Below are 26,651 nucleotides of genomic sequence, written 5' to 3'. Positions count from 1 at the left end.
CGCAGGTCACGAGGGAAGGGAGCGGGAACCGGCAAATCTAGTTGACACCAGGCGGCAAATCTAGTTGACATTCAACAGCAGATCCACGTCGCATCAGTCTTCCTCCGCTGGAGGTGGGGCAACACAAAACGCCGCCGCCGACCCTAGTTGCTTCAAGCAACCCAGATCGACGACGGCGGGTGTCTCACACCCCTCACATGGAGCGTGAAAACGCACCCAGATGGGAGGGAAGAAAAAGTGTGGATGGTGAGCCGGGTGGGGATCGAACCCACGACCCTCTGATTAAAAGTCAGGTGCTCTGCCGCTGAGCTACCGGCCCACTCGCTATTATACCCTAGACTGTTTTGAGCGTCAAAGGCGTTCACGCGAGGTTATGGTATCATAGGCTCCTATGAATGCCTCTTCTCGCCATGATGATCACGTTCCTCTGCGGGTAGCCATGCTTGCGCGGGTGGTCTTTCCGCTCCATGGCTATGGTGGTATCGAACGCCACGTCTTTCATCTGGTGACCCATTTGACCCGCCTCGGTGTCGCGGTGACGCTTTTTGTGCAAGAGGCTGATCCCGAACGGGTCGCTGGCTCTGATGCGGCGAGTCAGGCGATTACGCAGGGTCTCGCCCGTGTGGTCTATCTGCGCTATGACTATACCTCCCCCGCTTTGCCGCCGAATGGTGTTGTCGGACGCCAACTCAATTATCCTTGGTATACGTGGCACCTTGGCCGTGTCGCGGCGGCAGCCGTCCGCCGCAATGAGGTCGATCTCGTGCATAGCCAGGGGCTCTGTGCGACTGGCTATGGTTTTATTCGTCAGCGCGATCCTCTGTTGCGGCAGGTGCCCTTTGTCGCGAATCCCCACGGGATGGAGGAGTTTCGTACCCCCGATTGGCGGAAATGGCTTGCCTATGCACCCTTTCGCGCGCTCTATGCCTATGGGCATCGCTGCGCTGACCGCGCGATTGCGACCGATGCCTGTACCCGCCACGATCTCCCCCGCTACCTTGGGGTCGATCCGTCCCGCGTCAGTGTGATTCCTTCAGCGATTGATGTGCAAGAGTGCCTCGGTTTTGTCTCTCCCGCCCTCCGTCACCAACTCCGCCACCGCTTTGGCCTCGCCGATACTGCCCTTACGTTGCTGAGCGTTGGTCGCCTCGAACGTAATAAGGGCTTTCACGTGATGCTCGCTGCCCTTGCGCAACTCCGTAACGAGTTGCCGCCCACCTGGCGCTGGCTCCTCGTTGGCAATGGCAAGGAAGAGGCCGCCCTCCGTGAGCAAGCCGCAGCCCTGGGCCTTGCTGACCAGATTACGTTTGTCGGTCGCCTTGATGACGCTGAGTTGCATAGCCTCTATGAAGAGGTCGATCTTGTGGTGCATCCGACGCTCTATGAAGGCAGTAGTCTCGTGACGCTCGAGGGTATGATCCATCGCAAACCGATGATCGCTTCGGCCGCTGGTGGTATTCCCGATAAGGTCTTTAGTGGACGCAATGGCTACCTTGTGCGCCCCGGCGATGTCGAAGACCTCGCCGCCAAGCTGCACCTCGCGCTTAGCCGACGCGAGCAGTGGCCGGCCTGGGGCGAAGAGAGCGCTCGCATTGTCCGTACGACCTTCGATTGGCCCGTCGTCGCCCGCAAAACTCTGAGCCTCTATCGGGAGTTGCTGGTTTGACGCTCCCATCCAGCATTCAAATAGTCACCACCGCGACACGGAGGCACAGAGTTTTGATGTCTTCCGAGCTCTGTGCCTCCGTGTCGCGGTGGAAGGGCAGGGGAGGTGGTTGCGCCTCAACGCGCAGGAGGCACGGCGGCGCGGCGACGAGAGGCAGGCCCACCTGCAGAAGCGCATGGAGTTACTCGATCGCGAAGCGCAGATCGCCGCGCTGACGCCGGTGATCCTCGGTGGGATGGTGGTGGTGCCAGCCGGGCGGCGCGGCGATGACAAACGCGGCGAGGGTCAGCATCAACGCCAACATCAGCGAGGTAGAGCGCATAATGAGTGAGAGCCTGATCGTGGGGCGGTGCGCGTGCGCGTCTATTCAGGGCTAGTATCTACAAGCCGTTGGTAGACTTCTGCTCCCAACGCCTCTGAAATCACCTTCTGAAAATCGCGATCATTCATATAACGCGCGAACAGCAGTTCGTTCTGATCCATGCGCTCAATGAAGATCGTCTCCAGTAATCGCTTGAAGAGCAGTAAAAACTTCTCTGCCGAGTTGACCTGTGCTGCCTGTTGGAGTTCACTCGAGCTTGCCGCGACCTCAATGATCTGATCGAAAAAGAGTTGGTCGGCTTGGTTGAAGTCGGTGCCAAAGCGGGCGTTGATGATGTCGATGACCTGAGATAGCGTGACGGTGTTCTCGCGCAGGACGCCGCTGCCAACGTCTTTTGGGCCATCGAGCGGACGAGCGTAGCCTAGCGAGAGATCAATCGAACCCTCACTTACTTTCTGTAGGCGGTAATATTCAAGACGCACTTCGCCATCAAAGTTGTACTGTACATTTGTCGTCCGGTGCGGTAGCTTCGTCGAAAGGTGCCGCAGGAATACATACAGGCGCTCTAGATCAGAGTCCTGGTATGGCATGATCTGGCTGAGGAAGGTATATAGATCGCGGAAGTCGATCATCTTCTTATGCCAAAGCTCGGCCTCGTCCGGCTGTTGCTTGGCGAAGGCACGAAAGCGCTCGGCTGCCGGGTCGAGGGCTGCGTGCATCTTCTGGTGGTCGGCTGCGCTCTGGCGCGGCTTGGGCTGAAAGTAGATGAGGCAGAATCGCTCGACATCGTCGCTCAGATAGATGCCAGAGGCGTCGAGCTCGCTTTTGATGCGATAGAGTTGAGACGGATCTGCCTGCTGCCCCATTTCGGCACCTTCGTAGAATTGCTTAAATGCTTCTTTGATCTCTTCTTGACTGTTCACAAAATCGAGCACGAAGGTCTCTTCTTTGAGCGGATGCACCCGGTTGAGCCGTGAGAGCGTCTGGACGGCCTGAATGCCGGCGAGCCGCTTATCGATATACATGGTGTGCAGCAGCGGCTGATCAAAGCCCGTCTGGTATTTTTCGGCGACGAGCAGCACTTGGTACTCGCTCGTTGCGAAGCGCTCCGGCAGCTCACGCTCGCCAATGCCGCCATTCATCGCCTCTTCGCTGTAGGTCTTGCTGCTGACTTTATCGTCTACAACAATCCCCGAGAACGCAACCAGGGTTTTGATCGGGTAGCCCTTGCGCTTGATGTACGCATCAAAGCTCTGTTTGTAGCGCACTGCCGCGAGGCGTGAGTCGGTGACGACCATAGCCTTGGCCCGCCCGCCAATCTTGTGGCGTGTAAAGGCGTGGAAGTGCTCGACCATCACCTCGGTCTTCTGTGCAATGTTATGGGGGTGGAGCCGAGTGAAGCGCGCAAGCGCCTTCGCCGCTTGTTTGCGCTCAACATGCTGATCATCGGGACTACGTTTGAGCAGACTGTAGTAGACCGCGTAGGTTGTATAGTGACGAAGCACGTCGAGAATAAAGCCTTCATCGATCGCCTGGCGCATTGTATAGCGATGGAATGGCTTGCCCTCACGCCCAAAAACGGCGAGCGTGGCGTGCTTTGGGGTTGCCGTAAAGGCAAAGAAGCTGACGTTCTCCTGCCGCGCCCGTTTAGCCATACTACGGAAAAGCTCTTCCCAGCCTGCTTGTTCCTCCTCCTGTGCTTGCTGCTGGGCCTCGACGACAAGTCGTTCACCACCGAGGGTAGCCTTGACACTGGTGGCCGTGTCGCCTGACTGTGAGCTGTGGGCTTCATCAACAATCACGGCAACCCGCCGTGTGGGCAGCAGCCCTTTCGCTGAGAGTGTGTCGATCTCTGTACGCTGCTCGGCCAACTTCTGGAGTTGCCGCGCCAGGAAGGGAAACTTCTGCAGCGTGGTGATGATGATCGGAACGGCCTGCTCAAGGGCCTGGGCGAGTTGGCGCGAGTCCTCGTCGATCTTCTGGACGACGCCCTGACGGTGCTCGAACTGGTAGATCGTGTCTTGGAGCTGCTGGTCAAGCACGCGCCGGTCAGTGATCACAACGACACTATCGAAGACCCGCTGATTAGCCTCGTCGTGCAGTGAGGCGAGCCGATGGGCGAGCCAACCAATGGTATTGCTTTTGCCACTCCCCGCCGAATGTTCGATCAGGTAGTTGTGTCCCACGCCCTCGCTGCGTGCAGCTTGGACAAGCGTACGGATCGCCTGGAGTTGATGGTAGCGCGGGAAGATCATGCTCTCTTTCTTGAAAGCACGGCCCTCTTCATCGTATTTCTGGTCGATCTGAAGATGGAGAAAACGCGCCAACAGATCCAGTAGGCTCTCGCGCTGGAGGATATCTTCCCACAAGTAGGCGGTGCGATAGGTGCGACCCTGCGCGTCGGGCGGGTTGCCCGCACCGCCGTGGGTGCCCTGGTTGAAGGGGAGAAAGTGGGTCGCCTCACCCGCCAGCCGAGTGCTCATCCAAACCTGCTCGGTATCAACCGCGAAGTGAACCAGGGTGCGCCGCTTGAAGGTGAAGATCGGCTCACGCGGGTCGCGGTCGTTGCGGTACTGCTGGCGGGCGTGTTCGGCGGTCTGGCCGGTGAGCGGGTTTTTCAGCTCAAGTGTGATCAGCGGCAAGCCGTTCAGGCTGATCGTCAGATCGAGTGAGCGGTTCGGGTCGCGCTCGCTGTAATGCAACTGGCGGGTGACGCCAAGGTGGTTTGCGGCGTAGCGCATCGTTAACTCAGCATTCAGTTCGTGGGCGGCTTTGAAAAAGGCAATCCGCAAGGTGCGCCCGTAGCACTTGAAGCCGTGGCGCAGCGTATGCAATGCACCATAGGTGTCTAACCAGGTGCAGACGTCATCCAGCACCCGTGCTGCGGTATGCGCCCCGTGAAGCGCCTCGAGCTTCGCCCACTCTTTTGGCTGCGTCTGCCGAATGAAACTAATGACTGCATCCGGGAACAGCGCCCGCCCACGATCATAGCCGTCGCTTAGCCGCGTGTAGCCGTGGTCAAGGAAGTGGGCCTCGATCACGCTCTCGAAGGCGGCCTCGTTATGACGGGGGGGCTGATGAGTCATGCTACTTCTTACCTCTTGATGCCTCAAAGCGCTTGAGATATTTTTCGCAAGCCTGCTTGATCACAAAGCAGAATGGGCGAAAGTTACCATTGCTATCCCGCTCGTCCATAGCGGTCATGAGACGGCGAACCTGCGCTTCACTAAGTTGTTTGGCAAATAGCGCTTCATCGATCGCCTGTTTGCGCATCTGCTGGATCTCAGAATGATCGAGGCGTAGCCTTCTAATCGTCTCCGCAGCGCCTTCATCATCTTGTGAATGAGGCGTAACTCTGCCGTTGTCTCTGTAGCGAATCCGCTGCTCGCAATCACGACGGCGTGGATGCACAAACTGATGCTGGTCATACCAGTTGGTACGGGCATGCGCCCCATACGCGCAGTGTGGTGTGCCTGGGTCTGACGATGGATGTGCGGCTAGCAGGTTGTCGTACTCGGTGTCTTCGTGCTCTGTGCAAGCACTTTGTGGTTTCAGATGCTCGATATGGCAACCTTGCAACGAAATTCTGCGCCCGGTATAGCAGCATAACCCGCCCTGTTCACGTACAAGGCTCCTTTTGACTTCGCTCCGCACATCGGCAGGCATGTCAGCATAGCCCCATGTTCGTTCGGCCCCATCCACGTCCGTCGCTTTTGCACGCACCCATGCGATAAGCGCTTGGGGTTGGGCTTGTTTTTCGATGTACTTCATAGCTGTGGGGTTCACTCTCCGAGGATCTGTAGGCGGTCGAGACGGGTCTGGAGACGGGTCAACTCGGGGTCACTCGGGATCTGGATCCGAAGTTGTTCAATCGCTGCGGCGGCCTCTTCATAGGAGCCTTCTTCAAGAAAATCGCTAATCTGTTCCAACTGACGGGTCGTTTCCTCGTTACGTTCTGGGGCGCCCATAAGCATCTGGAGAATCCAGTTGCTATCCATGCCCAACGATTGATCTGGCCGGTAGGGCTGCTTGCCAGGCTCCAGCAGGATAATCTGTTCTGGTGCTACCTCACCAATAATCTGCGGTGAATGCGTGGTGGCGATGAACTGGCAGGCAGGGAAAGTCTCGGTTAGCTTGTGCACCACAGTGCGCTGCCAGCGTGGGTGCAGATGCAGATCGAGTTCGTCAATCAGCACGACGGCCTGACCATCACGCAATGGGTCGTCAAGTTTCGGATTTGCCAAGGCCAAGCGCCGCGCTAGGTCGAGCACGAGCGATAACATGCCCCGCTCGCCGTCAGAAAGTTGGTGAACTGCGAGAGAGGTATCACGCTTATCGAGGACGATCATCGGCTCAGGGGCGCGGATCACACGTACGTTGGTAAAGTTATCGAGGAAGCGTAACACTGCTGTTTGCAGGGCGGCGACCCGCTCAGGCTGGCCTAGCTCCTCTTGTACCAACCACCAATTGGCATATTCGCGAATGCGTAGCTCGCGGCTACGCAACGCATCAGCGAACGCAAACGTTGGTCCGCCGCCACTGCGTTCACGCTGACTTCCCGTTGCCTCGCTGTAGAGTGAGCGGCGCGTGGAGAAATAGACGGCTAGCGGTGGATTTTTACGCAATTTGATATGCGAAGGAAGATCATTTGGCGCATCGATATGATGTGTAACGCCCTGCTCGTCACGATAACTGAGATCGTCACGGGCTTCTCGATCATAGGTTTGATCGCGTACCGCACCCTCCTGGCTTGTGCTGAGATAGCGCTCACGAGGATGGTGAATCAAGTGATGTAGGACTGCACCACCAACCTCCATTCGTAATTCTGCCGTTAAAGCGCCGCGCTCATTGGCAATATCGCTTGTTGTGAAGCCCTCTGAGCGCAGCTTTATATTGGTAAGGCGCGGTAGCGCCCGCATAAACATGATCCGCAGCACATCAAGCACCGTAGACTTACCCACACCATTAACGCCGACAAGCAGGTTCATCCCTGGCCCAAAGTGAAATTCGGCTTGCTCGTAGCCGCGTACTTGGCTGAGTTGTAACGATGTTATCTGCATGGCTACTCCGCTACCTCAAGTTGCCCCGTCACCGCCGCTGCAATCAACGCGGCACGGCGCTCGTGGAGGAGTTCGATGCTTTTCTGAGTTGATGCTCCCAAAGTGTCGGTATTTTCAATTTCTCTTTGTAAATACTCAATGATAGCAACCTGTTCTGTCAGAGGAGGTATAGGAAGTCCGATTTCAAAAAACTCCTCGGGATACAGGCGTAAACGAGACGACCAGACACCCTTTGAGTAGCGTGTAACTTCAGTGGCAAAGATGGGCATACGAACAAGGAAATCCAAATATCTTGCGTCGTACAAAGATGATGGTCGATAGACATGATAGTCTGGACTGATAAGGCCTACTTGTGATGCAATGCCCATTGCCCCCATCCAAGCCCATAACGTATTAATCACGAGATCGCCGGGTTGGCAGATTTTATAGCCTTCCAAGCTCTCTGCCATAAACATGTTCACATCTTTTTCAGAACGTAGAGTAACACCCGTAAGATGAGATACACTCAAGAGATCTTCTTTACCCGTACTAGATCGTACATCAATAAGCGTGAAAAGCCAGCGAGCAAATTCCACATCCCAATGCGCTGGCACCGGCCCAATCCACGCCACACCCGAGTCGCGCAGTGGCGCGGTAGGGTCGAGACCACGGGTGACGGCGTGCGTAATCAGAGCGCGGCGCTTTTCGGCCAGCAACCTAAGCAGCCGCGTTTTTGCGTCGATCATCGCGTCGATCTTTGCCGTCTCGCGATCAAGGTAGGCGGCGATGGCGCGTTGGGTGGCGAGGGGGGGGAACCATAATTCAAAAGAATCTAACGCTGACGTGCTTAATTCCTGAAATGTTGTACCAGTTGATAGAGCCGAAAGATCTTCTTTTCGTGCAAGCAGTTGATAGTAGAAATAGGTAGTGTTTACACTATCACTCCTTGGTGCGAGAGTCTTGCAGCCTTGATTTGTGCATAGCGACACTCCAGCTATAGCTAGATTGCCTACTGGTGCGCGAGTTGTCAAAATAATACTTCCAATGGGAGCTAGACGAGTACCTGTATTATCATAACCGATTTCGGTTATCTTCCGCCTTGTATCGAGTAAGATTTTTCCATTGAGAGAGCCTATATCTTCAGGAGTTGCCCAGTAAATATCCCCATCCCAGTATAACGGTTCTGAACTTGATGGGGTTGAGCCATTCAGGATTGAGAAAATATATTTAGCAGGTATCAATGCCCAAGAGATTTGCTGTCTATGGTTCTCTGACGTCATTACCCCACCACCTCCCTCAGCAGGCGCAGGATCTCCTCTTCAAGATCGCGCAGATCCGCATCGATCTCTGCGAGGGGGCGGGGCGGGGTGTAGGTGTAGAAGTGGCGGTTGAAGTTGATCTCGTAGGCGCTACGGATATTAGGCTGGTCAGCCCATGCATCTTCGACGTGGCGCAGCACCTGTTCATACATATGCTGCTCAACCGACTGCTTGAGCCGTACATTCTCAAAGTCGCGCAACTGGGTATCAGGCTCATGCATCCTTACCCAGCCTGGTTTCGGCGCATCAAACCAGCCCCAGATGCGGTCATCGCCGGGATGGCGACGGCGCTCTTCACGCACTACCGGTTCAGCCTCGGGGTTGCGTTCGGCGAAAACATCGCGGAATAGCTTGCGCTCGTTAGCCTTCCAGCGCCGCCCACGGCTCTTGAGCAACTCCGCCATCCATTGATCAAAGCTGCTCCAGTCCTCACGCGGGGTACGCCCACCCTCACGATCAATCAGTTGCACATCATCGAGCAGGTGCGGCAGCGCATCGAGGAAGCGGCTCTTGCGCTCAACATCCATCTGGTAGAGCAGGCGTAGCGGGCGCTCGATCGGCACCCGCTGATACCCAAAGTCGGTATTGTCGAAGATCTTGCTCGTCTCGCTCTCGGCAAAGTTGCCATACTCGCGAACCACAGCGGCAATCTCGTCCTCGCCCATCAGACGGCGCTTGTCGCCGAGGCTCCGGCGCATCGGCTTCCAGCGCGTGCGGGCGTCAATTAACTGAATCTTGCCCTGGCGTTCGGGTTGCTTACGGTTCGTGACGATCCAGATATAGGTGCCAATACCAGTGTTATAAAACATCTGCTCAGGCAGGGCGATAATCGCCTCAAGCATGTCTGTCTCTTCAATCAACCACTTGCGTATTTCGCTTTCTCCACTACCTGCACCACCAGTAAAGAGTGGCGAGCCGTTGAAGACAATTGCCAGACGCGAGCCAAATTGCTTCTGCCCAGGCGCGTAGGGCATAAATTTACTGACCATATGCTGGAGGAACAGCAGCGCGCCGTCGTTTACCCGTGGCAGGCCCGCGCCGAAGCGCCCCCGCCGCCCCTCGCGTTCGTGCTCGCGCTGGACGATCTTCTGCTGGCGCTTCCAATCTACCCCAAAGGGCGGGTTCGCCAGAAAGTAATCAAACTGCCCGCTGGTAAGATCATCGCCGGGGCCATACTGATCATCAATCAGCGAGTCGCCATAGCGAATAGCGCTATTCTCACTCCCCTTCATCAACAGGTCGGATGCGGCGATAGCGTATGAGCGTGGATTGAAATCTTGCCCAAACACCCACAACTTATTGTCCTGGTGCATCTCACGCAGGTGGTTCTGTGCCTCAGACAACATGCCACCCGTACCGCATGCCGGATCGAGCAACTTGAACACCTTGCCAGGCAGCGTCAAAACCTCATCATCAGGGCCAAAGAGCAGATCGACCATCAACTGGATCACCTCACGCGGGGTGAAGTGGTCACCTGCGGTCTCATTGGCCGCCTCATTAAAGCGGCGGATGAGATCCTCAAAGATCTTGCCCATACCAATGTTATCAACCGTGTCGGGGTGCAGATCGACATCGCAAAACTTCGCGATGATCAGATAGAGGACGTGAGCCTCATCCATGCGCTCGATTTCAGCGGTAAACTCGAAGCGCTCGAAGATCTGGCGCACATTGGTCGAGAAGCCATTGATATACGCTTGAAGGTGCTGACCAATCTGATCGGGGTCGCCCTTCAGCCGCTGAAAATCAAGCTCGGAGTGATTATGAAAGCGTTGACCGGCCAGTTTATTGAGGCGTGCGTCGAGCGCCTCGCCAGTCAGGGGCGAAACTGCCTGTTGCAGACGTTTATACTCGGCCAGCACCTGCGGCTTGGTTGATGCAAGCACACAATCGAAGCGGCGCAACACCGTTAGCGGCAGCATCACCCGCTCATACTGTGGCGGGCGATACGGGCCGCGCAGCAGGTCGGCGATCTGCCAAATGAAGTTTGCGTAGTAGTGATGGTCGCTCATGATGATCCAAATCTCGTGCGGTGCCAAGCACAATTGTAGCATATGGTAGAGGGTAGAGCGATTGCATCAGATGAGGCAGATGACACAGATTATGACTTCCCCATCTGCGTCATCTGCGTCATCTGCGGACAATGAACCTCGCCCCACGACCGTGCCCACCAGGCGGTTGTGTTGACGCAACGGCGCACCGGTTTTTGCGTCGCTGCCCGATCCCTTTGCGCCTTCGCGCCTTTGCGTCAACCCAAACCAGCCTTCTTTGCTTCGGTGCGCTACCACACCATTGGGAAGATGACCCGGTACGGTGCCTCCCGCGGTGCGATCGTGATCGGCAGCCGGGTCACTGGGTGCTGTGGGTCGTTGCTCTGGATGAGGATGGTGCCTCGGAAGGCCCACGGATAGAAGAATGGTGAGACCCAGCGCAATTCAAGCGGCAGTTCGGATGCTTGCCCTGGGGCGATCTCGCCCTGCTGATCACTCCACCGTACCCAGGTGCTTGTGGTTGGCTGCCTGCGTAGTTCAATGGTCAGTCCGTCGTTTAGCAGCAGGTCGCTCCGACAGCCGAGACTCTGGTAGGCCTGGTTGCTCGCTTGGAGGCCGTAGCTCGCTGAGCGCTCTGGGGCTAGGAAGTCAAGCGTTTTGTAGTGCATGCTGATGCGTCCGTCACGCATTAGTAAGACCTGGAAGCTTAGCCGTTGCGTCGGTTCGCCACTGATCGGTACCTCTTCCCAACTGACTAGGAAGCCTTCGGCCAGGCTGGCGTAACTCACCCGTGCGCCGGGTTGGCTCGGGTCGAGGTTGACGCGCAAGGGCGCAATTGCGGCACCAGTCGTTTCGGCCAGTGGGAAACAGCTCGGGATAAAGAAGCCGCCGCTCGGTGCTGTGCCGAGGATTACCAGGCCGTTTGAGGCGATGGTGAGCGTGTCGTAAGAGCGGTGATAGAAGAAAAAGGCAAAGCCGAGCGGAAGCGCTTCGCTGAAGGCGTCATTGCCTAGCGCTACTGTGACCGCATCTGCGGGCGGGACGATCCATCCCCGCGCGATCTCTGGCGTTTCGTCGCTCCGCCAGACGCCATATGTTTCATCGAGGATCTGCGCAGCGTAGCGCAAGAGCTGTGGCCCGGTGTTGCTGATGGGAAGTGTCGTGGTCAGGGTTTCGGCAAAGTCCAGTACCACTGGCGCACGGGTGCGGTCAACGGTGAGTTGCGGCTGATCGGCTTGCAAGACGATGGTACGTTCTACCTCTTCGCCGGGGCTCAGGCTGACCGTGATGACCTGGGTCACATGGTCGCGGGCGCTGCTTGTGAGCGTGACGGTGGGCTGACGCGTTGGCAGGATGAACTGATACGCCCCACTCGTGTCGGTGGTGGTCGTTGGCCCATCTGCGACGCTCACGGTCGCCTCCAGGGGGGCACCATCGCCGCCTCGTATGACGGTGCCACGCAGGGTCGCATGGCTCGCGTCGCTCGGCACAATGAGCGTCACCGGGATGACGAGCGGTGCTTGACTCAGATCGGCGGTGTGCAGCAGAAGCTGTGCGGTGTGGCGACCGGGTGCGGCAACCTTGCGTGCATCAAAGGTCACGGCCAGCTCAACCGTCGCCCCGGGTGCCAGCGTCACGGTCTGCGTTGGGGCAACGCTGAGCCAGGGCATATCAACGCTCACCTCGGCGACAGCACGGTACGCATCAAGACGCCCATACCCATAGATGCTATTCGGTGCCTCGTCGGCGCGACAGGTGGCGTGCAAGTCGCCGAGAAACCGGGTATCGCCGGTACGCGGTGCCGCCGTGGTGGTCAATGCAGCATAGGTTGCCTCGTAGTCACCGATCAGGCCAGGCTGCGCCGACCAGAGCAGCGCTACCGCGCCGGCGACGATCGGCGTTGCCATTGAGGTGCCACTCAGTGAGCCATAGATGCGCTGATCGGCTACGGTCGAGATGATGTTGAGCCCGGGGGCGGTCAGGTCGGGTTTGATGCGCCCGTCGGCAGTTGGCCCGATGCTGCTAAAGGTCGCCAACAAATCCTGACGATCTGTCGCCCCAACCGCCGTTACTTCGGCAAAACTGGCCGGGGCCTGGATCGTGCCGCACCCCAACAGACTGCCCGTATTGCCCGCCGCAAAGACCGGATAGATGCCCGACGCTCGCCAGGCAACGACATAGCCCGTATACCAATCAGCCGTTGTTCCTGCAACCCACGAATTATTGATGATATGAGGGCGAAGATCGGGGCGTGCGTTGCGCCCGTTCGTATCGGTGGGGGCCAACAGCCACTGGGCGGCCTGGATCAAGGCGAGTTCGTTGCATTCACGCGCCGAGCAGGCGCGCACGGCGATCCAGCGCGCCGCCGGGGCGATGCCCACCGCTGGTTGGGCGTCCTGATCGCCGAGGCCTACCATCAGGCCCATTGTATGGGTGCCGTGATTGCCCGCATCAGCAGGTGATGGCGAACTTCCAAACAGATCAAGCCAGTTGTAGGCATGGGTCTGCCCGCCAGCGCTGGTGCCACGATACTGGTTCACGAGCGCGGGATGTTCCAGCCGCACGCCACTATCAATGCTGGCAACCGTAATGCCTTCGCCCCGCACCCCAAAATCGTTCCAGGTGCGGCTCGCCTCGACCTGGCGGACATGCCAGCAGACGTTCGCGTCATCGGCAACACAGTTGGCTGGTGCAGTCTGCGCCAGTTCATGTGGCGCAACGCGCCCCAGACTGGCGACGCGCAGGGCACGTAGCTCGGCTACGTCAGCGCGGCTCGCCAGGGCCGCGACGTCGGCGGCATCGCCGGTGACAGCGAGCGCATTCACAATCCAGAGCGACGTATACGGCAGGCCACGCGCCTCAAGCCAGTCACGCAGCGCACGCTGACTCGCGTCGGCGTGGTTTTGCAGGGTCGTCGCCACGTACGCCCCACGGCTCGCCCAGTCACGCAACGCATACGCCGCCGCAAGATCGGCCTGATCGCCGAGAAACACCAGAAACTGCGCCTTGCCCTCGGGATCGTTCGCCTGATCAGTGGCAATGTCAGGATCAATGACCGGGCCACGCGCCGCTGCCGCAACGCCGCGATCCTCTGACGGCAACGGCACCCGACGGAGCCGCGGGGCAACCTCGGGCACCGCTGCAAGCTCGGCGCGTGCCTCAAAGATGCGCAGATCAACCGATTCCGTTGCCTGATTCTCGACACGCAGCCGCGCTTCAGCCTCTTCGCCGAGGGCAACGGTTGCTTCAAGGGTCGCGGGTGACACACGCACGGGCGACGCAGCGAGCTGGGCCGCGACGGGCGGTTGGGTTACGGGCAGCGCCACAAGCAGCAGCGTTACCAGGATCAACCAGGCCAGAACGCGGTGGAACGAAGCGATCACAGGTGTCACAAATACTTTTCGCTACGCAGCACCTGGGCATCGACCGCATAGACAATCACGGCATAGTCGGTAAAATAGTGCTCGGCAAGGTGAGCCATAATGCGCTCGGCCACCTCAGCGCTCACAAGCATCTCGATCCGCACATTCTGGCCTCCCATATCAATGGTCGGCATCCCGCGGGTGCCCTCACCACGGGCCTGGGCGATCGTATAGCCCTTGGCCCCGAGGTGATGCATTTCACGAACCAGGCGATCTTCGAGAATCGACTCGGCAATCACGGTGACCAGTTTCAAGGTTGTTGTGCGCATCATTTCCTCCTAGTTGCCTCGGGTAAACTCACAGATCGTAGCGGCCTGCCCAAGGACAATCACCCGGTGACGCGGCCCTGGGCGCAACCGTCGGGCGGCGCTATTGCGGGCCGTTTCGAGTAACCGATAATCGCCCGTCAACACGACCACCCGCCCACCGGGGCGAACAACGCGCACCAATTCGGCCAGCACTTCACGGTACAGCCCGGGCAACTCGGCTTCTTCGCTCACCTGCTTGCCAAAGGGCAGATTGACGGCCACCTTATCGACACTCGCATCATCAAGCGGCAACTTCCGGGCGTCCCACCGACTCACATAGATCTCGCCGCGCACCCCATGCAAATTCTCCTGCATCGCCCGCAACGCCTCGCCGCTGATATCGCCGCCGTGGATCTCGGCAAACTTGCCGGCGGCGGCCCGTTCCACCAGAATGGTACCGGCACCAGCCATCGGATCTAAAAAGACATCGTCAACCTCGGGGTCGGTGAGCCCAACCATTGCTGCCGCCAGCGCCGGGCGGAGGCTCGCGGGCAAATGGTAGGTCTTGCTACGCTGACGCATGCTCGCATCCGAGAGGCGCAACGTACAGAACAACTCGTGTTCGACGAGCGTTGCCCAGATCTCGAGATCGGCATCATCTTCAACCAGCGTCCAGCGCCCGGGCCACCCATCCTTCACCGCATCGGCAACGGCACGGCCAACCTCACGGCGCATAAATTTCTGCGTGCCCACCATCCGCGCAATCACCCGGAAGCTCACCCCTTGCGGGCGGAAGCCGCTGGCGCGGCGCCAGAGCTTGACCGCTGCCTCGGCGCTGTCACTATGGTAGACAGCAGCATGGATCTGGCGCAACCCACGGGCATCGGGGGCCACCTTGAAGCCGCGCGCTGCGACGACAAAGGCATCTTCGCTGGTACGCAGCGTGAGCAACGGGCGCGGACCGCCACGATGATCAATGAGCACCAGGTCATTACGACCTGGCACGGCACGCATGCCAACGAGCTTTGGCGGTTGACCGTCGTCGCCTCCAAGGCGACGTTGGGCTTCGAGCCAGGCTAACTCACCGAGCCCTGGCAAAGTCTGTAATGCATACAACATAAAAAGTTTGACACGTTCCTACATGTGCTTGATATAGCTTACCAGCACGTCATACAGATCGACTAACCCCTCAACGGACACCCACTCCTCATCAGAATGAAGCCCGGCCCCGACTGGCCCAAGGCAAATCGCAGGGATACCGGCACTCGTATAGTAACGGGCATCGGTCGAGAAATGCTCACGATAAAAACGGGGCGGCGCACCGGCCCGCTGCTGCAACAGATCGGCCAGGCGGCTCACCGCGTGATGTTCAGGGTCAGTGCGCAACACCGGCGCCGACTCGTTGACCACCACCCTGGCCGTTGGGAAATGGCTTTGCAGCGTTGCCAGCAGCGCTGCGGGCGTATCTTCGGGCACATAGCGAATATCAAAGGTCACTTTCAGCGAGCCAGGCACCTGATTGCGCGAGCCAGCCCCGGCTTGGAGCGTCGTCGGCGTGATCGTTGTCCGCCAGGTGTCTGGTGCAGGGACAGGATACTGCAACGCTAGGGACTGCAAGCCCTGATTGAAATCGAGGATTGGATTATGACCATCCCAGGGGCGCGACCCATGCGACGGACGCCCCGGCAGGCTCAGTTCCACCCACATCGCGCCCTTATGCTCAAAGAGAATCCCCATATCAGTCGGCTCCAGGCAGAGCATAAAAGCACAGCGCCACCCTTCAGCCAGCAGGCGTCCGGTGCCGTGAGTGCCCCCGATCTCTTCATCACACACAAACTGAAAGCCGACATCGGGGCGTTCAGGCCAGGCCGCCAGTTCGCGGATCAGGCGCAGCATCACCGCGCAACTGCCCTTCATATCCTGACTACCGCGTCCATAAATTCGCCCATCGCGCACCTCAGGCACAAACTGCTCGGGGTTGGCAACCACCACATCCAAGTGGCCGTTGAGCATCAACGCCGGTGTACGAGTCTCACGCAGGGTAACCACCAGGGCTGGCTTGCCGTGGGCCTCACTCCGCTCAAGCACAAGGTCGGGCACATCAGCGAGGTACGCAGCCGCATACTCAAGCGCCGCACGCAACTGATCAACCCGATTCTCCGTTGTCTCAAAGCGAACCAGATCGCACGTCAGCGCAACCAGATCTTCATGCAGCGCGGTACTCATAGATGTTTACCCTTCAGGGCGGGAAACCCACCCGCTTCCAGCGGTGGGAGGAACGCCCCTGCTTTCGCCCGCTTCAGCGCATACTTGCACGGGCATGCGAATACTGGTATACTACGCTCAGATGTGCTAAGGCACTCGTGGTGCGCACCACGAGCAACGGTTTGCACGTTCACAACTGAGCCTTCGCGAGGTTCCGGCAGGCAACCCGCTGCCGGGTAAAAGGTTCACGGTCTGCGCGACGCACGACACCTTTCGTTGTGCAGGGCCAGGGAAAGCTGAAACATGGATCATTTTTCATCTTTCATCTTTCCGCTTTCATCTTTCCCCCGGCCTCTTGTGCTGCGCCACCTTCGGGTGGAGGAGCGAGCACAAGCCCAATCGTTCACGATTGGGTATCTGACACACAGCCTATCCCAACGGTTTTCGTAGTATACCATGGGCCATCCTGTGCTACAATCAAGAGAAGACCGACTGTATCACCGCTCTTTCAGCACTGGAGACTTAAGATGACGATCCAGGTCGAGATCAATGATGAGATGATGGAAGCAAAGCCGGGTGAGTTGCTGCTCAGCGTTGCTCGGCGCAATGCCGCCCATATCGGTTTTTACTGTGACGGCTATGGCCTCTGTACGATGTGTGAGTGCCGCATTCTCAGTGGTGCCGACCAGCTCAATCCACCTACCGAGGCCGAGCATACCTGGCTGCCTCCCGAGCGGATGGCTGAAGGATACCGGCTTGGCTGCCAGACGTCGCTCCGCGGGGCTGGCCCGGTCAAGGTGTTGACCCGCGCCGAAGAGTTGCGTCGCCAGTTTGGGGCGGTGCTGCGCCCACCGGCAGGCACAACCACGACCGACAACCTCGGCCCCTTTGCCGCAAACGTCGCGATGGTCAACTGGGAACATATTGGTACGTTTCCCTTCAATCTGTTTCGTACCCTGCGCCGCATCGGGCCGGTGAAAGTCCTGTTGCCCGTGCGCGACCTCAATCTTTTTGTCAACGACACCGTCCGCATCACACAGCGCATGATCGAAGACGCCAGCAAGCCGATCCCCGCCCCTGCAAAGCCAACCGCGACGCCTGAGCTTGATACACAGCGTCCATTGGTCAAACAGACCCAGTCGGGCGGCACGCCCCAGGTGTAAGGCAACGCCCTACCCCCCACCCCAACCCCTCCCCCACAAGGGGGGAGGGGCTTTTTTTGCGCAACACGATCAGGTGTAAGGTAAGGTAAAAAACTTTGCGCCTTTGCGTCAAAAAACCGGTCGTAGGTGAACATGAGCCTTATTCGTGCCCGAGCACGTTGACGCGCCGGTGGACACGGGTGTAGTAGCGGATCTGGCGGGGGAGGTTGGGGTCAATCGGCGTGCTGGCAACGGTTGTCTGAATCGTCATGGTTGCGCGCTGAATGCATTCGAGAACGGCTTCGGGCCGCGCTCCTTCGGCGCGGAGTTGGCGGAGTTCGCTTTCCCAGGGCATACTGCACGTGCCACGGGCGACAATGCCGACAACGTCGGGCAGCAGTTTACTGTGACGGAGCCAGTTTAGCCCCAGGCAGAAGGCCGTAGCCTGACATGGCAGATGCTCGACGGTCAATAAGAGCAACTCGGCTTCGCGGGCAACTGCGAAGACAAGCAGCACCCGGTCTTGTTCATTCAGATCTTCGGCGGTCTTGAGCGGTGTATGCAGCAATTCCGCAATCGCTTGCGCAAGTGGGCGGGCCAGCGTGTCGACGGCAAGGATCGCCGTAAATTGCCACCGTGAACTCGAAGCAAGCGCGTTTAGGCGCTGCAGGGTCGTGGCAACATCGCCATAACTGAAGTGAAAATCGTGATGTTCGTGAACGTGCAATCCATCGTCAGCCGCCGACCCAAGATAGATGACGCCTTCACGGGCGTAGAATTGATCTTTGACCGTGTTGAGGTTACGAAACTCGCGGTGACGCTCGACTGTATTGATATTTTCGATCACCTCCGCCTGGGCAAAGGGTGTGCCCGCCAGCAAGAGCGAGCGCCCCAGCGCCGCGACAGCTTCGTCGTAGCGTCGCAAGCCGAGCAGACAGCGCCCCAAGAGGTTGTGAACCTCCCAGTCTTGGGGGTAGTTGGTCAGCGGTAGCTGGAGATGCGAGAGAGCCTCGGTATACTCGTTGCGACTCAGATAGATCAAGGCCAGTTCAAAGTGGGTCGCGGCATCCTCGGGGGCCTGCCGGAGGCAACTCGCAAAGGCCTCGAGCGCATCTTCGTACCGCTCGAGCTCAACCAGCACATAGCCCAAGTTGAAATAGGCGAGAAAATCGCCGTCAAGGCTTGCCACCGTGTGAAACGCATCGGCGGCTTTGGCAAGCAGACCGCTGCGCTGATAATAGAAACCTAGCGCATTATGCGCCTCGCGCAAATGTGGGTTCATCGCAATGGCCTGACGATACTGTTCAACCGCTTCATTAATCCGGTTGGCACGTTCGAGCGCCAGGCCACGCTGCAAATACCTGACCCCATCCGCTCGGTTGCGCTCGTCCTCCACTGCTTTCCCCTTCCCGCTCGCTTTTGACGTATCATAACATGGCGGAAAACGCATTGCAATGAAAGATTATCCTGACGTTTTTGCCCCTTTAACGGAAGGGTGGCGAACTCAAGACACCGCCACCGCCTTTGTTCCAGGCTTTGTTGGGGCCGCGATCCAGGTCAAACGGTGTGTCTGGACCAAGGTTGCGGTTGTAGATCTCTTCGTAGTTGCCAACTTCGCGAATAATGTTGAGCGCAAAATCGTTGGTCAGGCCCAGGTTGACGCCGATATTGCCCGAACGCCCAAGCAGGCGCTGGATATCGGGGTTGGAGGAGGTAAGTTCCTGACTCAGGTTGCGCGAGGTGACATCGAGTTCTTCGGCGTAGATCGTCGCAAAGATCGCCCAACTCACAATATCACGCCACTGGCTGTCATGCTCGATCACGACCGGCGCGAGCGGCTCACGCGAGATCTGTTCGGCGAGAATCGTATGCTCCGACGGGTTGCTGAGGGTCACGCGCCGCCCGACGAGTTGCGAGGTGTCGCTGGTAATCGCGTCGCACTCTTCATTATCATAGGCGGCAAAGGCTTCGTCGGTCGTCGCTTTGATGATCGGAATATAGGGCAACCCCCGGGCTGCCATCTGGTCACGCAGGTTGAGGGTGCTGGTCGTATTGTCAATCACGCAGATTGATTTGCCAAAGAGCCCGGCCACGTCAACGACGGGCTGACCGCTGGTTGTCGTCAGGCCCTCGCGGATCATAAAGCGCTGACCATCATGAAAGATGATCGGCCCAAAGTCGAGCCTGATCAAACCCAACTGGTCGTCTTGCAACCCCGTATCCCGCAGCGCCGTCCAGGTCGTGTTGCGGATCAAGACATCAACGTCGCCGTTGACCACGGCCCGAAAGCGTGCCGAAACATTCAACGGGACAAACTCGACCGCAGTGGCATCACCAAAGACCGCCGCCGCAATAACGCGGCAAAAGTCAGCATCAAAGCCACGATAGCTGCCTGTTTGATTCGGGTCGGGCGAGGCAAAGCCCGGCAAGTCTTCATTCACGCCACAGACGAGCCGCCCGCGTGCAAGTACTTGCTCGAGCAGGCGAGGCTCGCTGACCGAGGGCACCTCGGGCGTTGAACCGGGCACAACATCGGTTGGCACGGCCGTCGGCGGTACTTCGGCAACTGACTCGGTCGCATCAGGCCGTGGCGTCGGCGTAACAATGATCGCCGGAGGCGCGGTTGCGCCGGGCTCATCAAAAGGTAGCGTACACGCACTCAACAGGGCAATCAGGATGATCAAAAGGCTGGCGCTGAGGCTACGCGGCATAGTCGTAACTCCTCGTTTGTGCAGGGCACGCTCTACGTGATGGTTATGCTTCATCTTACCATCCCCGTTTGCCTGCTGCAAGGGCGGGTTTTGGCGTAACAGTTCACTCTTCGCCTGCGAGCGCGGGCGGCTCGCCCGCTTCGGAAGCACCAGCGGGCGAGCCGCCCGCGTACCCAGGAAGGGAGTGCCGGCTTCAGCCGGCTCAAGTCGGCACTCCCTTCGGGAGCAGAGCAGAAAACGTAGGTTACAGACTCCTAATGGGTCTGTAACGTAAGCTTTCTGCGGTGTCGTTGGCCAGGGTTCGGGGCACAAGCGTCGCGGCATGGGGATGGGTTGGTGGTTCAGTGCCCGCACCAAGAGCACGATCCATCCCAAGCGAAAGAGCCGGATGCGGCGGGGGCGTCCGGTACGCGTGGTGCCCAGCAGGGCGCGCAGCTCCGGCAGATTGCCGAGGTCGAGGTCGGTCTCGCCGTCGGCGGGCACCTCCAACGCCGTGCCGACACTGATCGTCCAGAGGCTGGCCACCGCTAGTAATGAGAAATCAAAATAGTATGCAGAGAAATCACCACCCTTTGCAAATGGTACCCATCGAATGCTGCGATTTGCTGAAGCCGTACGAGCAACGCGCTGACCCACTGGGGTTGATGGTTTTCCGGTATACATCACCTCAATCTGTGGTACGATACATCCAGCGTACCTTACCTAATGTGTGTGGAGAGCCCCATTGTCTGATTATCGCTGTGCGTCGACGTCGGCTATACCGTGGACGGTATGGGCTCAGAGCATTGTGAATGGTGCGGTTGGTGACTATCTCGTTGCCCGCCAAAATGGTCTCGGCATTGACATGGCGCTCTATGCCGAGCATCGCCCTCTCCCTATGACCCGTGAAGCCTTCCGGCAGGCGTATCCTCGCCCTACGCCGAAGGTGTGCCTGCTGGTGCATGGCCTTGGGTGCAATGAGGGGAGTTGGTCTTATCGGGACCCCTCAAGCCTTGAACACGAAACGTCGTATGGTGCTGAGCTTGCCACTGATCTCGGCTTTACCCCGCTCTTCGTGCGCTACAATACTGGGTTGTCAATCGCTCGCAATGGTCAGTCGCTCGCTGCGTTGCTGACGGCCCTTTTGGAAGTCTATCCTGTGCCGATCGAGGAACTTGTGTTCATTGGGCATAGCATGGGTGGCCTGGTGATCCGACACGCCTGTTATGTTGGCGCTCAGCACCATCATGCGTGGGTTCCGCATGTGCGCAAGGCCTTCTATCTTGGTAGCCCCCACGAGGGTGCACCGCTGGCCTGGCTGAGTGATGTCGCCGCGCAGGTGCTCTGTGCGGTGCCCCATCCGATCACCAGACTCATTGGTGATGTCTTCAATGTCCGCAGCCAGGGTATCAAGGAGCTACGCGCGGCCCCAAGGCCTCATGCACATGCTCATCTCGATGCTCCGCCACACCAGACGCTCCCCTGGCTCAGCAGTGTGCAGCACTATCTGATCTATGGTACGCTCGCAAGCGACCCCGAGCATCTGGTGTCGCTTTTGCTTGGCGATGGGTTGGTAGTGGTGCCATCTATCCCGCCCACGTCGGCCAAGAAGTCGGATCTTTATCCTATTTTGCCGAACCAACTTGCCTGCTTCCCGCAGACCGATCACCTCCAACTTGCCTGTGACCCGATGGTGTACCAACAGATCTACCAGTGGTGTGCAACCCACGAAAGGAGTGCCTAGATGCAACCGGATACGCTTCATCAACTGCGTGGTGCCGTCGAACTTGCTACCGATGCGGTCGACGTGACCGTGAGTCGGATTGCCGACGCGCACCAAACGATCGTCCGCCAGGTCTATGCACCCTTCGCCTTGCTCGGCCCGCTCGCTGGACCTGTGCGTGTCGTCGAGCAGATCCAGTCTACGATTACGTGCCAGGTCTACCAGACGATTTTGACCGTCAATCAGGCGCTTACACGCGGTGCGCTTACGGTGTTGGACCAACCGGCAGATCGTACACCTTTGGCGTGGCCGGATCGCCGCCGCATTGATTAGGGGCCCGGCGGTGCCGTACGGGCACGGCGGCGCCGTGCCCCTACCGCCGCGCCGCTATATATTGACAAACTTCAATATATATGCTATCCTGCGTGTAACCCTGAATGTCCTGCCCGCGAAGAGGAGGAGCTACGGTGGCTGAACGTGCTGGTTGTTGTCTTCCCAAGCTTGCCCCACGCCTTGATGGTGCCGAGGCCAGGCGGATCAGCGATGAACTTGCGCTCTTGGCGCATCCGATCAGGCTGCAGATCCTTGATCTGCTGGCCCAATCCCAGGGCCAGGTCTGTGTCTGTGATCTCGAAGCAGCGCTCCCAGTCAAGCAGCCCACGGTCTCGCATCATCTCAAAATTCTCCGCGAAGCAGGGCTGATTACCGCCGAACGCCAGGGGCTCTGGATCTACTATTCGATCCGGGCGGATGCGGTGCAAGCAGTGCCCGAGCGCCTGCTGGCCCATTTTGCGTCCCTTGGCTAGGCGCAACGCGGTGCATGCAGATCCCGCACACCTTCGCGCCTCTGCGCCTTTGCGTCAATACGGGTCACCTTTATCTGCGCAATGCGGTGCATGCAGATCCCGCACATCTTCGCGCCTCTGCGCCTTTGCGTCAATACGGGTCACCTTTATCTGCGACGTAGCGCCTGGATCGCTTCCTGCGAATGGATCGGGTTGGCAGGGTTTTTTTATCGGTCATATATCGAAGTTTGTCAATGTATGAGGAGGAAGAGATGACGCAGTCTGCACAAGATCCGATGGCGATCAAGGCCGCAGTGCAGGCCCATTATGGTGAGGCGATCCGTGCCGGGACAAGTTGTTGTGGCGGCGAGACGAGTACCGAGATTCTGCTCCACGGGGCCGAGACGCTCGCATCATTGCCCGAGGGTGTCGTGACAACCTCGTTTGGCTGTGGCAATCCGCTGGCGTTGGCCAGCCTGGCCCCCGGCGAGGTCGTGCTTGACCTGGGTTCTGGTGGCGGCCTCGAGGTCTTGCTCGCGGCGCAGCGTGTCGGGCCGACGGGTTTTGCCTATGGCTTGGATATGACCGATGCGATGCTCGAAACGGCGCGGGCCAATGCGGCCAAAGCTGGTGCGACCAATGTGGACTTCCTCAAGGGCGATATCGAGGCGATCCCGTTGCCGGATCATTCGGTTGACGTAATCATCTCGAACTGCGTGATCAATCTCGTTCCCGACAAGAGCCTGGTCTTCAATGAGGCGTTCCGGGTACTCAAGCCAGGTGGCCGCTTCTCGGTCTCGGATATTGTCTTTGACGGTGATCTCGCCGATCTGCCAGTCAGCGAAGCGCAGTTGCGCGCCGCGTTGAGCTGGGCCGCCTGTTTCGCCGGGGCTCTGACGCGCAACGAGTATCAGACGATGCTGACCGAGGCTGGCTTCGAGCGCGTTGATCTGCTCGTGACCCAGCGTTACACGCTCGACGACCTGCGCGCCCAGGGTTCCGAGATGCTTGTTGGCTTGCCCGACGAGGTTCTGCCTATGCTAGAGGGCCGCGTGACGAGCATGACGATTACAGCCTGGCGGCCTCTGGCCTGATCTCAGACGGGTTGTTTGACGCAAAGGCGCGAAGGCGCAAAGCGGTGCAGGCCGATCCAGCCACCCTTTGCGGCCTTTGCGCCAACACAGGTCAACCATGCTCATGCCCCTATGGGGAGCGGCGCGCCTCTGGCGGGCCGAAGCACCGGGCCTCGTGAATTGTCGGGATGGATTGTTACATCGCTTTGCCCGACTTAGCTGCCTCCCATAAGCAAGTTGGCGATGCCGGGCACGATGGTTCGGCTGACATTGCTTTCAGCCGCGTTGCTCCAGATCACGATGGTCACATCGTTGTCGGGGAGGTAGCCGCCGTCGCTCTGGAAGCCCAGTGTCTGGCCGCCGTGGCCCAGCACGCCGTTGTTGTTGAACATGCCATGCCCATAGAACGTGCCCTCACCCAGGGCGTTGTTGCCTGCGTCGGTGTGCGCCTGCATCAGTTCAAGCGTTGCCGGATCCTTGTAGAGCTGGCCCGTGAACAGGGCTTTCAGGAAAACCGCGAACTCGTCGGGTGTGGACACGACTGCGCCGGCCGCCCAACCTTGGCTGGCGTTCCATTCGCTCGTCGTGAAATCGAAGGGCGTCTTGTAGTACGCCTGCGGCAGCGCCCCCGGCTCGGGCTGGCCGGTCTGCAGATAGGTTTGAGTGAGGCCCAGGGGCTCAATGATGCGTGCGTTCAGATTTTCTTCGTACGATTTGCCGGTGGCTTGCTCGATAATCAGGCCCAGCAGGATATAGCCGGTATTGCTATAGCTCCATTGCCCTTCTGCGCCAGGCTCAAAGTTGCTGAGACCAGATTCGGCAACCAGGGTCACCAATTCTTCTGGGGTGAAGCTGCGGACGAGCATGGCCTTGTCTGTGACGCCATCCGCAATCGTTAGGCCCTCCGCAGTCGGTACCTCGAAGTAGTCGTGCAGGCCGCTGGTGTGGGTGAGCATCATATCGAGGGTGATCTTGTCGCCGTTGGGCAACTGTGCCGCCAACTCAGGGAGCCACTTGCTCAGAAGATCAGTGGTGGCAAGCACTCCTTCCTCCTGGAGCTGAAAGATGATGGCGGAGGTCATCAGCTTGGTATTGCTGCCGATCTGGAAGGCAGAATCGGCTGGCAGCGGAGTGCAGGCGGTCACGTCGGAAACCCCGGTTGACTTGAGGTAACGTCCCTCTGGCGTGATAATCAGCATCACGGCACCTGGCCCGGGCCGTGCCCCCTCCTGCACCAGGCTCACCAGGCCCTGGTCGAGCATGGCGCTGATCTCAGGGGCCAGCGTGTCCTCAATGGTGTTGATTGTCAGTGCCTGCTCACCGCACAGATCGGAGGCCGTGGTGATCACGGCGTCCAGGATCATCGTGTTGCCCTCGGTTTTCTCCGTGATGTAAAGCTTGCCCTCGATGGAAACCAATTCGGTGGCGGCACCAAGCAGTTGCAGGAACTGCTCGCTGCGCGAATCGCCTGGGCATGCGGCCAGGGTGGCCGGTCCAATCGCCATGGTAATGCTCGTGCCGTTGAGGGTGTACGTGCCGGAGGCATTGTTGCAGTCGGCCTTGATTTCGATCGTACCGTCCTTCTTGAAGGTGACCATGTAGCTGGCGGGATCCTCGACCGTGATCGTGGCGTCTGAGCTGCTGAGGGAAGTCCATCGCCACGGGTTTTCCATAATCCCGGCAATCATGGCTTCCAGCGCAGCAGCATCGATTGCCGCAGCGGCGTCTGCATCTGCGCTGGCGCCCGCCTCGCCGGTTGGCTCTAGCCGCATGATGCCACCATCGGCCATCAGGTCGATAAAGAGGCTATCTTCGACGAAGAAATAGCGGGCCGCCCCGCCTAGCAGCTTGACGAACTGGTCGCTGCGCGACTCAGGCGGGCAAGACGCCATGGTCATCGGGCCGATAGCGATGGTCAGCGCACCGTCCTGGTCGGTGTAGTTGCCAGTGGCGTTGTTGCAGTCGGCCATGACGGCCACGGTGCCATCTGTATTGAAGGTTAGCTGATAGCTTGCCGGTGTTTCCACCGTGAACTGCTCGACCGGGCCGGAGAAGCCGGCCCATTGCCAGGCATGCGTCGTGAGGGCGAGCTCGTCGGTAGGCGAGGCGGTTGCATCGGCTGTTGCAACAGCTTCGGTGGATGTCGCTGCCGTGGGGGTGGGCGCGGTTGTTGATGTTGTCCCGCATGCCGCAAGGAGTAGCGAGGCGATCATCAAGACCAACGCGATATGGTTGCGCACAGCAAGGTCTCCTTTTCGCCCATCTTCTTGAATGGGCATCATCACAATGCTTATCGAGTCTGTTTTGCAAAATAGTGCCGCACTGCCGGTAGCTGGAAGATCCAGGTCAACGGACCGACGACGATCAGCACCACGCCAACCATGCGACCGTCTCGTTGATCAATCTCCTGATACGTTTTGTTGGAGCCCTGATCGTATTGACAATCATACTGTCGGTGCTCGGTGTGCCAATCGCGCCGCTGCTCACCTTGCTTGCTGGAAGCAGTCTTGGGCTTAGCTTGGCTTTGCGCGAGCCGCTCAGCAACCTGTTTGCTGGTCTCCAGATTGTCGCTGCTAACCGCGTGCGCCCGGGTGTCTATGTGCGCCTCTCCTCGGGCGAAGAAAGAAATCTACCGGATGAATGTTGATGGGTCAGGCTTGTTGCGCCTCACTGCGACGCCCGGCCCGGATACGGCACCCGCCTGGTCGCCGGATAGTGGCACGGTCGCTTTTGTTGCTCTGGCTGAAGATGTCGAGCAGATCTTTCTGATGCATCCCGATGGCACGGCACGCCACCAGTTGACGGCTCTTCCGGGTGGCTCCCGATGGCCGAGTTGGTCGCCCGATGGGGCGCGCCTTGCTTTTGTCTCAGACCGTGGCGGCGATTTCGATCTCTATGTGGTTGATGTGGGTCGTCTGCAAGCTCCTCAGCAGCTGACAGCGGATGTTTACAGAAATAGCCCGTAAAGCCCAGGAGCTTTTAGCCCTGGGATAGAAGGGCTTCACTCGCTTTAGCCGCTTTAGATGTTG

At 58.8% G+C, this 26,651-nt stretch carries 21 protein-coding genes and 1 tRNA gene; 8 read left to right on the top strand and 14 right to left on the bottom strand.

Annotation, left to right across the window (positions count from 1 at the left end; translation table 11 throughout):
- Positions 1-244 precede the first annotated feature (244 nt).
- A tRNA-Lys gene (locus EKD05_RS22565) sits at positions 245-319 on the bottom strand.
- Positions 320-391: 72 nt separating this feature from the next.
- On the opposite strand from EKD05_RS22565, the gene EKD05_RS22560 reads away from it, so the two are divergent.
- Positions 392-1,666, top strand: coding sequence for a glycosyltransferase family 4 protein (locus tag EKD05_RS22560; protein ID WP_129677414.1), 1,275 nt, complete (start codon positions 392-394; stop codon positions 1,664-1,666).
- Positions 1,667-1,847: 181 nt separating this feature from the next.
- Here the strand turns inward: EKD05_RS22560 and EKD05_RS26065 are convergent, their stop codons facing one another.
- The 10 genes from EKD05_RS26065 to EKD05_RS22510 form a co-directional block, all read right to left on the bottom strand.
- Entirely contained in the window at positions 1,848-1,988 is a 141-nt protein-coding gene (locus EKD05_RS26065; RefSeq protein ID WP_165360905.1) for a hypothetical protein, read from the bottom strand.
- Between the two features lie 41 nt (positions 1,989-2,029).
- On the bottom strand, positions 2,030-5,074 hold the full coding sequence (locus EKD05_RS22550) for a type I restriction endonuclease subunit R (protein WP_129677410.1): 3,045 nt from the start codon (positions 5,072-5,074) through the stop codon (positions 2,030-2,032).
- A gap of 1 nt (position 5,075) precedes the next feature.
- A complete protein-coding gene (locus tag EKD05_RS22545; protein ID WP_129677408.1) occupies positions 5,076-5,759 on the bottom strand; it encodes a retron system putative HNH endonuclease in 684 nt (227 codons plus the stop codon).
- Between the two features lie 11 nt (positions 5,760-5,770).
- Entirely contained in the window at positions 5,771-7,048 is a 1,278-nt protein-coding gene (locus tag EKD05_RS22540) for an AAA family ATPase (protein ID WP_129677406.1), read from the bottom strand.
- Between the two features lie 2 nt (positions 7,049-7,050).
- The gene (locus tag EKD05_RS22535; protein WP_129677403.1) at positions 7,051-8,307 is read right to left on the bottom strand and encodes a restriction endonuclease subunit S; all 1,257 of its coding nucleotides are present in this window, start codon (positions 8,305-8,307) and stop codon (positions 7,051-7,053) included.
- Positions 8,307-10,355 carry a class I SAM-dependent DNA methyltransferase gene (locus tag EKD05_RS22530; RefSeq protein WP_129677401.1) on the bottom strand — a complete coding sequence of 683 codons (2,049 nt, stop codon included), beginning with the start codon at positions 10,353-10,355 and terminating at the stop codon, positions 8,307-8,309. The genes EKD05_RS22535 and EKD05_RS22530 overlap by 1 nt, the downstream gene beginning before the upstream one ends.
- A 269-nt stretch (positions 10,356-10,624) precedes the next feature.
- A complete protein-coding gene (locus EKD05_RS22525; protein WP_129677398.1) occupies positions 10,625-13,726 on the bottom strand; it encodes a S8 family serine peptidase in 3,102 nt (1,033 codons plus the stop codon).
- Positions 13,723-14,025, bottom strand: a complete 303-nt coding sequence (locus tag EKD05_RS22520; protein ID WP_129677418.1) for a transcriptional regulator — start codon at positions 14,023-14,025, stop codon at positions 13,723-13,725. Before EKD05_RS22520 ends, EKD05_RS22525 begins: the two co-directional genes overlap by 4 nt.
- 9 nt (positions 14,026-14,034) lie before the next feature.
- Positions 14,035-15,123, bottom strand: coding sequence for a THUMP domain-containing class I SAM-dependent methyltransferase (locus EKD05_RS22515; protein WP_129677395.1), 1,089 nt, complete (start codon positions 15,121-15,123; stop codon positions 14,035-14,037).
- Between the two features lie 18 nt (positions 15,124-15,141).
- On the bottom strand, positions 15,142-16,230 hold the full coding sequence (locus EKD05_RS22510; RefSeq protein ID WP_129677393.1) for a M20 family metallopeptidase: 1,089 nt from the start codon (positions 16,228-16,230) through the stop codon (positions 15,142-15,144).
- Between the two features lie 506 nt (positions 16,231-16,736).
- Between EKD05_RS22510 and EKD05_RS22505 the strand changes: the two genes are divergently transcribed.
- Entirely contained in the window at positions 16,737-17,372 is a 636-nt protein-coding gene (locus EKD05_RS22505) for a 2Fe-2S iron-sulfur cluster-binding protein (RefSeq protein WP_129677391.1), read from the top strand.
- A gap of 139 nt (positions 17,373-17,511) precedes the next feature.
- Here EKD05_RS22505 and EKD05_RS22500 read toward each other — a convergent pair whose 3' ends face one another.
- Positions 17,512-18,747 carry a tetratricopeptide repeat protein gene (locus EKD05_RS22500; protein ID WP_165360904.1) on the bottom strand — a complete coding sequence of 412 codons (1,236 nt, stop codon included), beginning with the start codon at positions 18,745-18,747 and terminating at the stop codon, positions 17,512-17,514.
- An 88-nt stretch (positions 18,748-18,835) separates the two neighbouring features.
- Positions 18,836-20,062, bottom strand: coding sequence for an amino acid ABC transporter substrate-binding protein (locus EKD05_RS26060; RefSeq protein ID WP_165360903.1), 1,227 nt, complete (start codon positions 20,060-20,062; stop codon positions 18,836-18,838).
- A gap of 724 nt (positions 20,063-20,786) precedes the next feature.
- Here EKD05_RS26060 and EKD05_RS22490 point away from each other — a divergent pair.
- From EKD05_RS22490 to arsM, 4 genes are all read left to right on the top strand, one after another.
- Positions 20,787-21,785, top strand: coding sequence for an alpha/beta fold hydrolase (locus tag EKD05_RS22490; protein ID WP_129677383.1), 999 nt, complete (start codon positions 20,787-20,789; stop codon positions 21,783-21,785).
- A complete protein-coding gene (locus EKD05_RS22485; RefSeq protein WP_129677380.1) occupies positions 21,786-22,097 on the top strand; it encodes a hypothetical protein in 312 nt (103 codons plus the stop codon).
- Positions 22,098-22,231: 134 nt separating this feature from the next.
- On the top strand, positions 22,232-22,570 hold the full coding sequence (locus EKD05_RS22480; protein ID WP_240695898.1) for a metalloregulator ArsR/SmtB family transcription factor: 339 nt from the start codon (positions 22,232-22,234) through the stop codon (positions 22,568-22,570).
- A gap of 251 nt (positions 22,571-22,821) precedes the next feature.
- Positions 22,822-23,643 carry an arsenite methyltransferase gene (gene arsM / locus EKD05_RS22475; RefSeq protein ID WP_129677376.1) on the top strand — a complete coding sequence of 274 codons (822 nt, stop codon included), beginning with the start codon at positions 22,822-22,824 and terminating at the stop codon, positions 23,641-23,643.
- Between the two features lie 194 nt (positions 23,644-23,837).
- Here arsM and EKD05_RS22470 read toward each other — a convergent pair whose 3' ends face one another.
- Positions 23,838-25,862 carry a serine hydrolase gene (locus tag EKD05_RS22470; RefSeq protein WP_165360902.1) on the bottom strand — a complete coding sequence of 675 codons (2,025 nt, stop codon included), beginning with the start codon at positions 25,860-25,862 and terminating at the stop codon, positions 23,838-23,840.
- Positions 25,863-26,059: 197 nt separating this feature from the next.
- On the opposite strand from EKD05_RS22470, the gene EKD05_RS22465 reads away from it, so the two are divergent.
- Complete coding sequence (locus tag EKD05_RS22465) at positions 26,060-26,269, top strand: mechanosensitive ion channel domain-containing protein (protein WP_240695897.1); 210 nt, start codon at positions 26,060-26,062, stop codon at positions 26,267-26,269.
- Positions 26,259-26,588: a PD40 domain-containing protein gene (locus tag EKD05_RS22460; RefSeq protein ID WP_165360906.1), complete on the top strand. Its 330-nt coding sequence runs from the start codon at positions 26,259-26,261 to the stop codon at positions 26,586-26,588. Before EKD05_RS22465 ends, EKD05_RS22460 begins: the two co-directional genes overlap by 11 nt.
- The last annotated feature ends 63 nt before the right edge of the window (positions 26,589-26,651 follow it).

The sequence above is a fragment of the Candidatus Chloroploca sp. Khr17 genome (genome assembly GCF_004138165.1).
GTDB lineage: Bacteria > Chloroflexota > Chloroflexia > Chloroflexales > Chloroflexaceae > Chloroploca.
The sequence above is the reverse complement of the archived record's forward strand: the minus strand, read 5'-3'. Positions and strand labels throughout refer to the sequence as shown.

Bases quoted from the DNA above. Each gene is read 5' to 3' on its own strand.
- EKD05_RS22560 (WP_129677414.1), top strand. From the start codon at position 392: ATGAATGCCTCTTCTCGCCATGATGATCACGTTCCTCTGCGGGTAGCC.
- EKD05_RS26065 (WP_165360905.1), bottom strand. From the start codon at position 1,988: ATGCGCTCTACCTCGCTGATGTTGGCGTTGATGCTGACCCTCGCCGCG.
- EKD05_RS22550 (WP_129677410.1), bottom strand. From the start codon at position 5,074: ATGACTCATCAGCCCCCCCGTCATAACGAGGCCGCCTTCGAGAGCGTG.
- EKD05_RS22545 (WP_129677408.1), bottom strand. From the start codon at position 5,759: ATGAAGTACATCGAAAAACAAGCCCAACCCCAAGCGCTTATCGCATGG.
- EKD05_RS22540 (WP_129677406.1), bottom strand. From the start codon at position 7,048: ATGCAGATAACATCGTTACAACTCAGCCAAGTACGCGGCTACGAGCAA.
- EKD05_RS22535 (WP_129677403.1), bottom strand. From the start codon at position 8,307: ATGACGTCAGAGAACCATAGACAGCAAATCTCTTGGGCATTGATACCT.
- EKD05_RS22530 (WP_129677401.1), bottom strand. From the start codon at position 10,355: ATGAGCGACCATCACTACTACGCAAACTTCATTTGGCAGATCGCCGAC.
- EKD05_RS22520 (WP_129677418.1), bottom strand. From the start codon at position 14,025: ATGCGCACAACAACCTTGAAACTGGTCACCGTGATTGCCGAGTCGATT.
- EKD05_RS22515 (WP_129677395.1), bottom strand. From the start codon at position 15,123: ATGTTGTATGCATTACAGACTTTGCCAGGGCTCGGTGAGTTAGCCTGG.
- EKD05_RS22510 (WP_129677393.1), bottom strand. From the start codon at position 16,230: ATGAGTACCGCGCTGCATGAAGATCTGGTTGCGCTGACGTGCGATCTG.
- EKD05_RS22505 (WP_129677391.1), top strand. From the start codon at position 16,737: ATGACGATCCAGGTCGAGATCAATGATGAGATGATGGAAGCAAAGCCG.
- EKD05_RS26060 (WP_165360903.1), bottom strand. From the start codon at position 20,062: ATGCCGCGTAGCCTCAGCGCCAGCCTTTTGATCATCCTGATTGCCCTG.
- EKD05_RS22485 (WP_129677380.1), top strand. From the start codon at position 21,786: ATGCAACCGGATACGCTTCATCAACTGCGTGGTGCCGTCGAACTTGCT.
- arsM (WP_129677376.1), top strand. From the start codon at position 22,822: ATGACGCAGTCTGCACAAGATCCGATGGCGATCAAGGCCGCAGTGCAG.
- EKD05_RS22460 (WP_165360906.1), top strand. From the start codon at position 26,259: ATGAATGTTGATGGGTCAGGCTTGTTGCGCCTCACTGCGACGCCCGGC.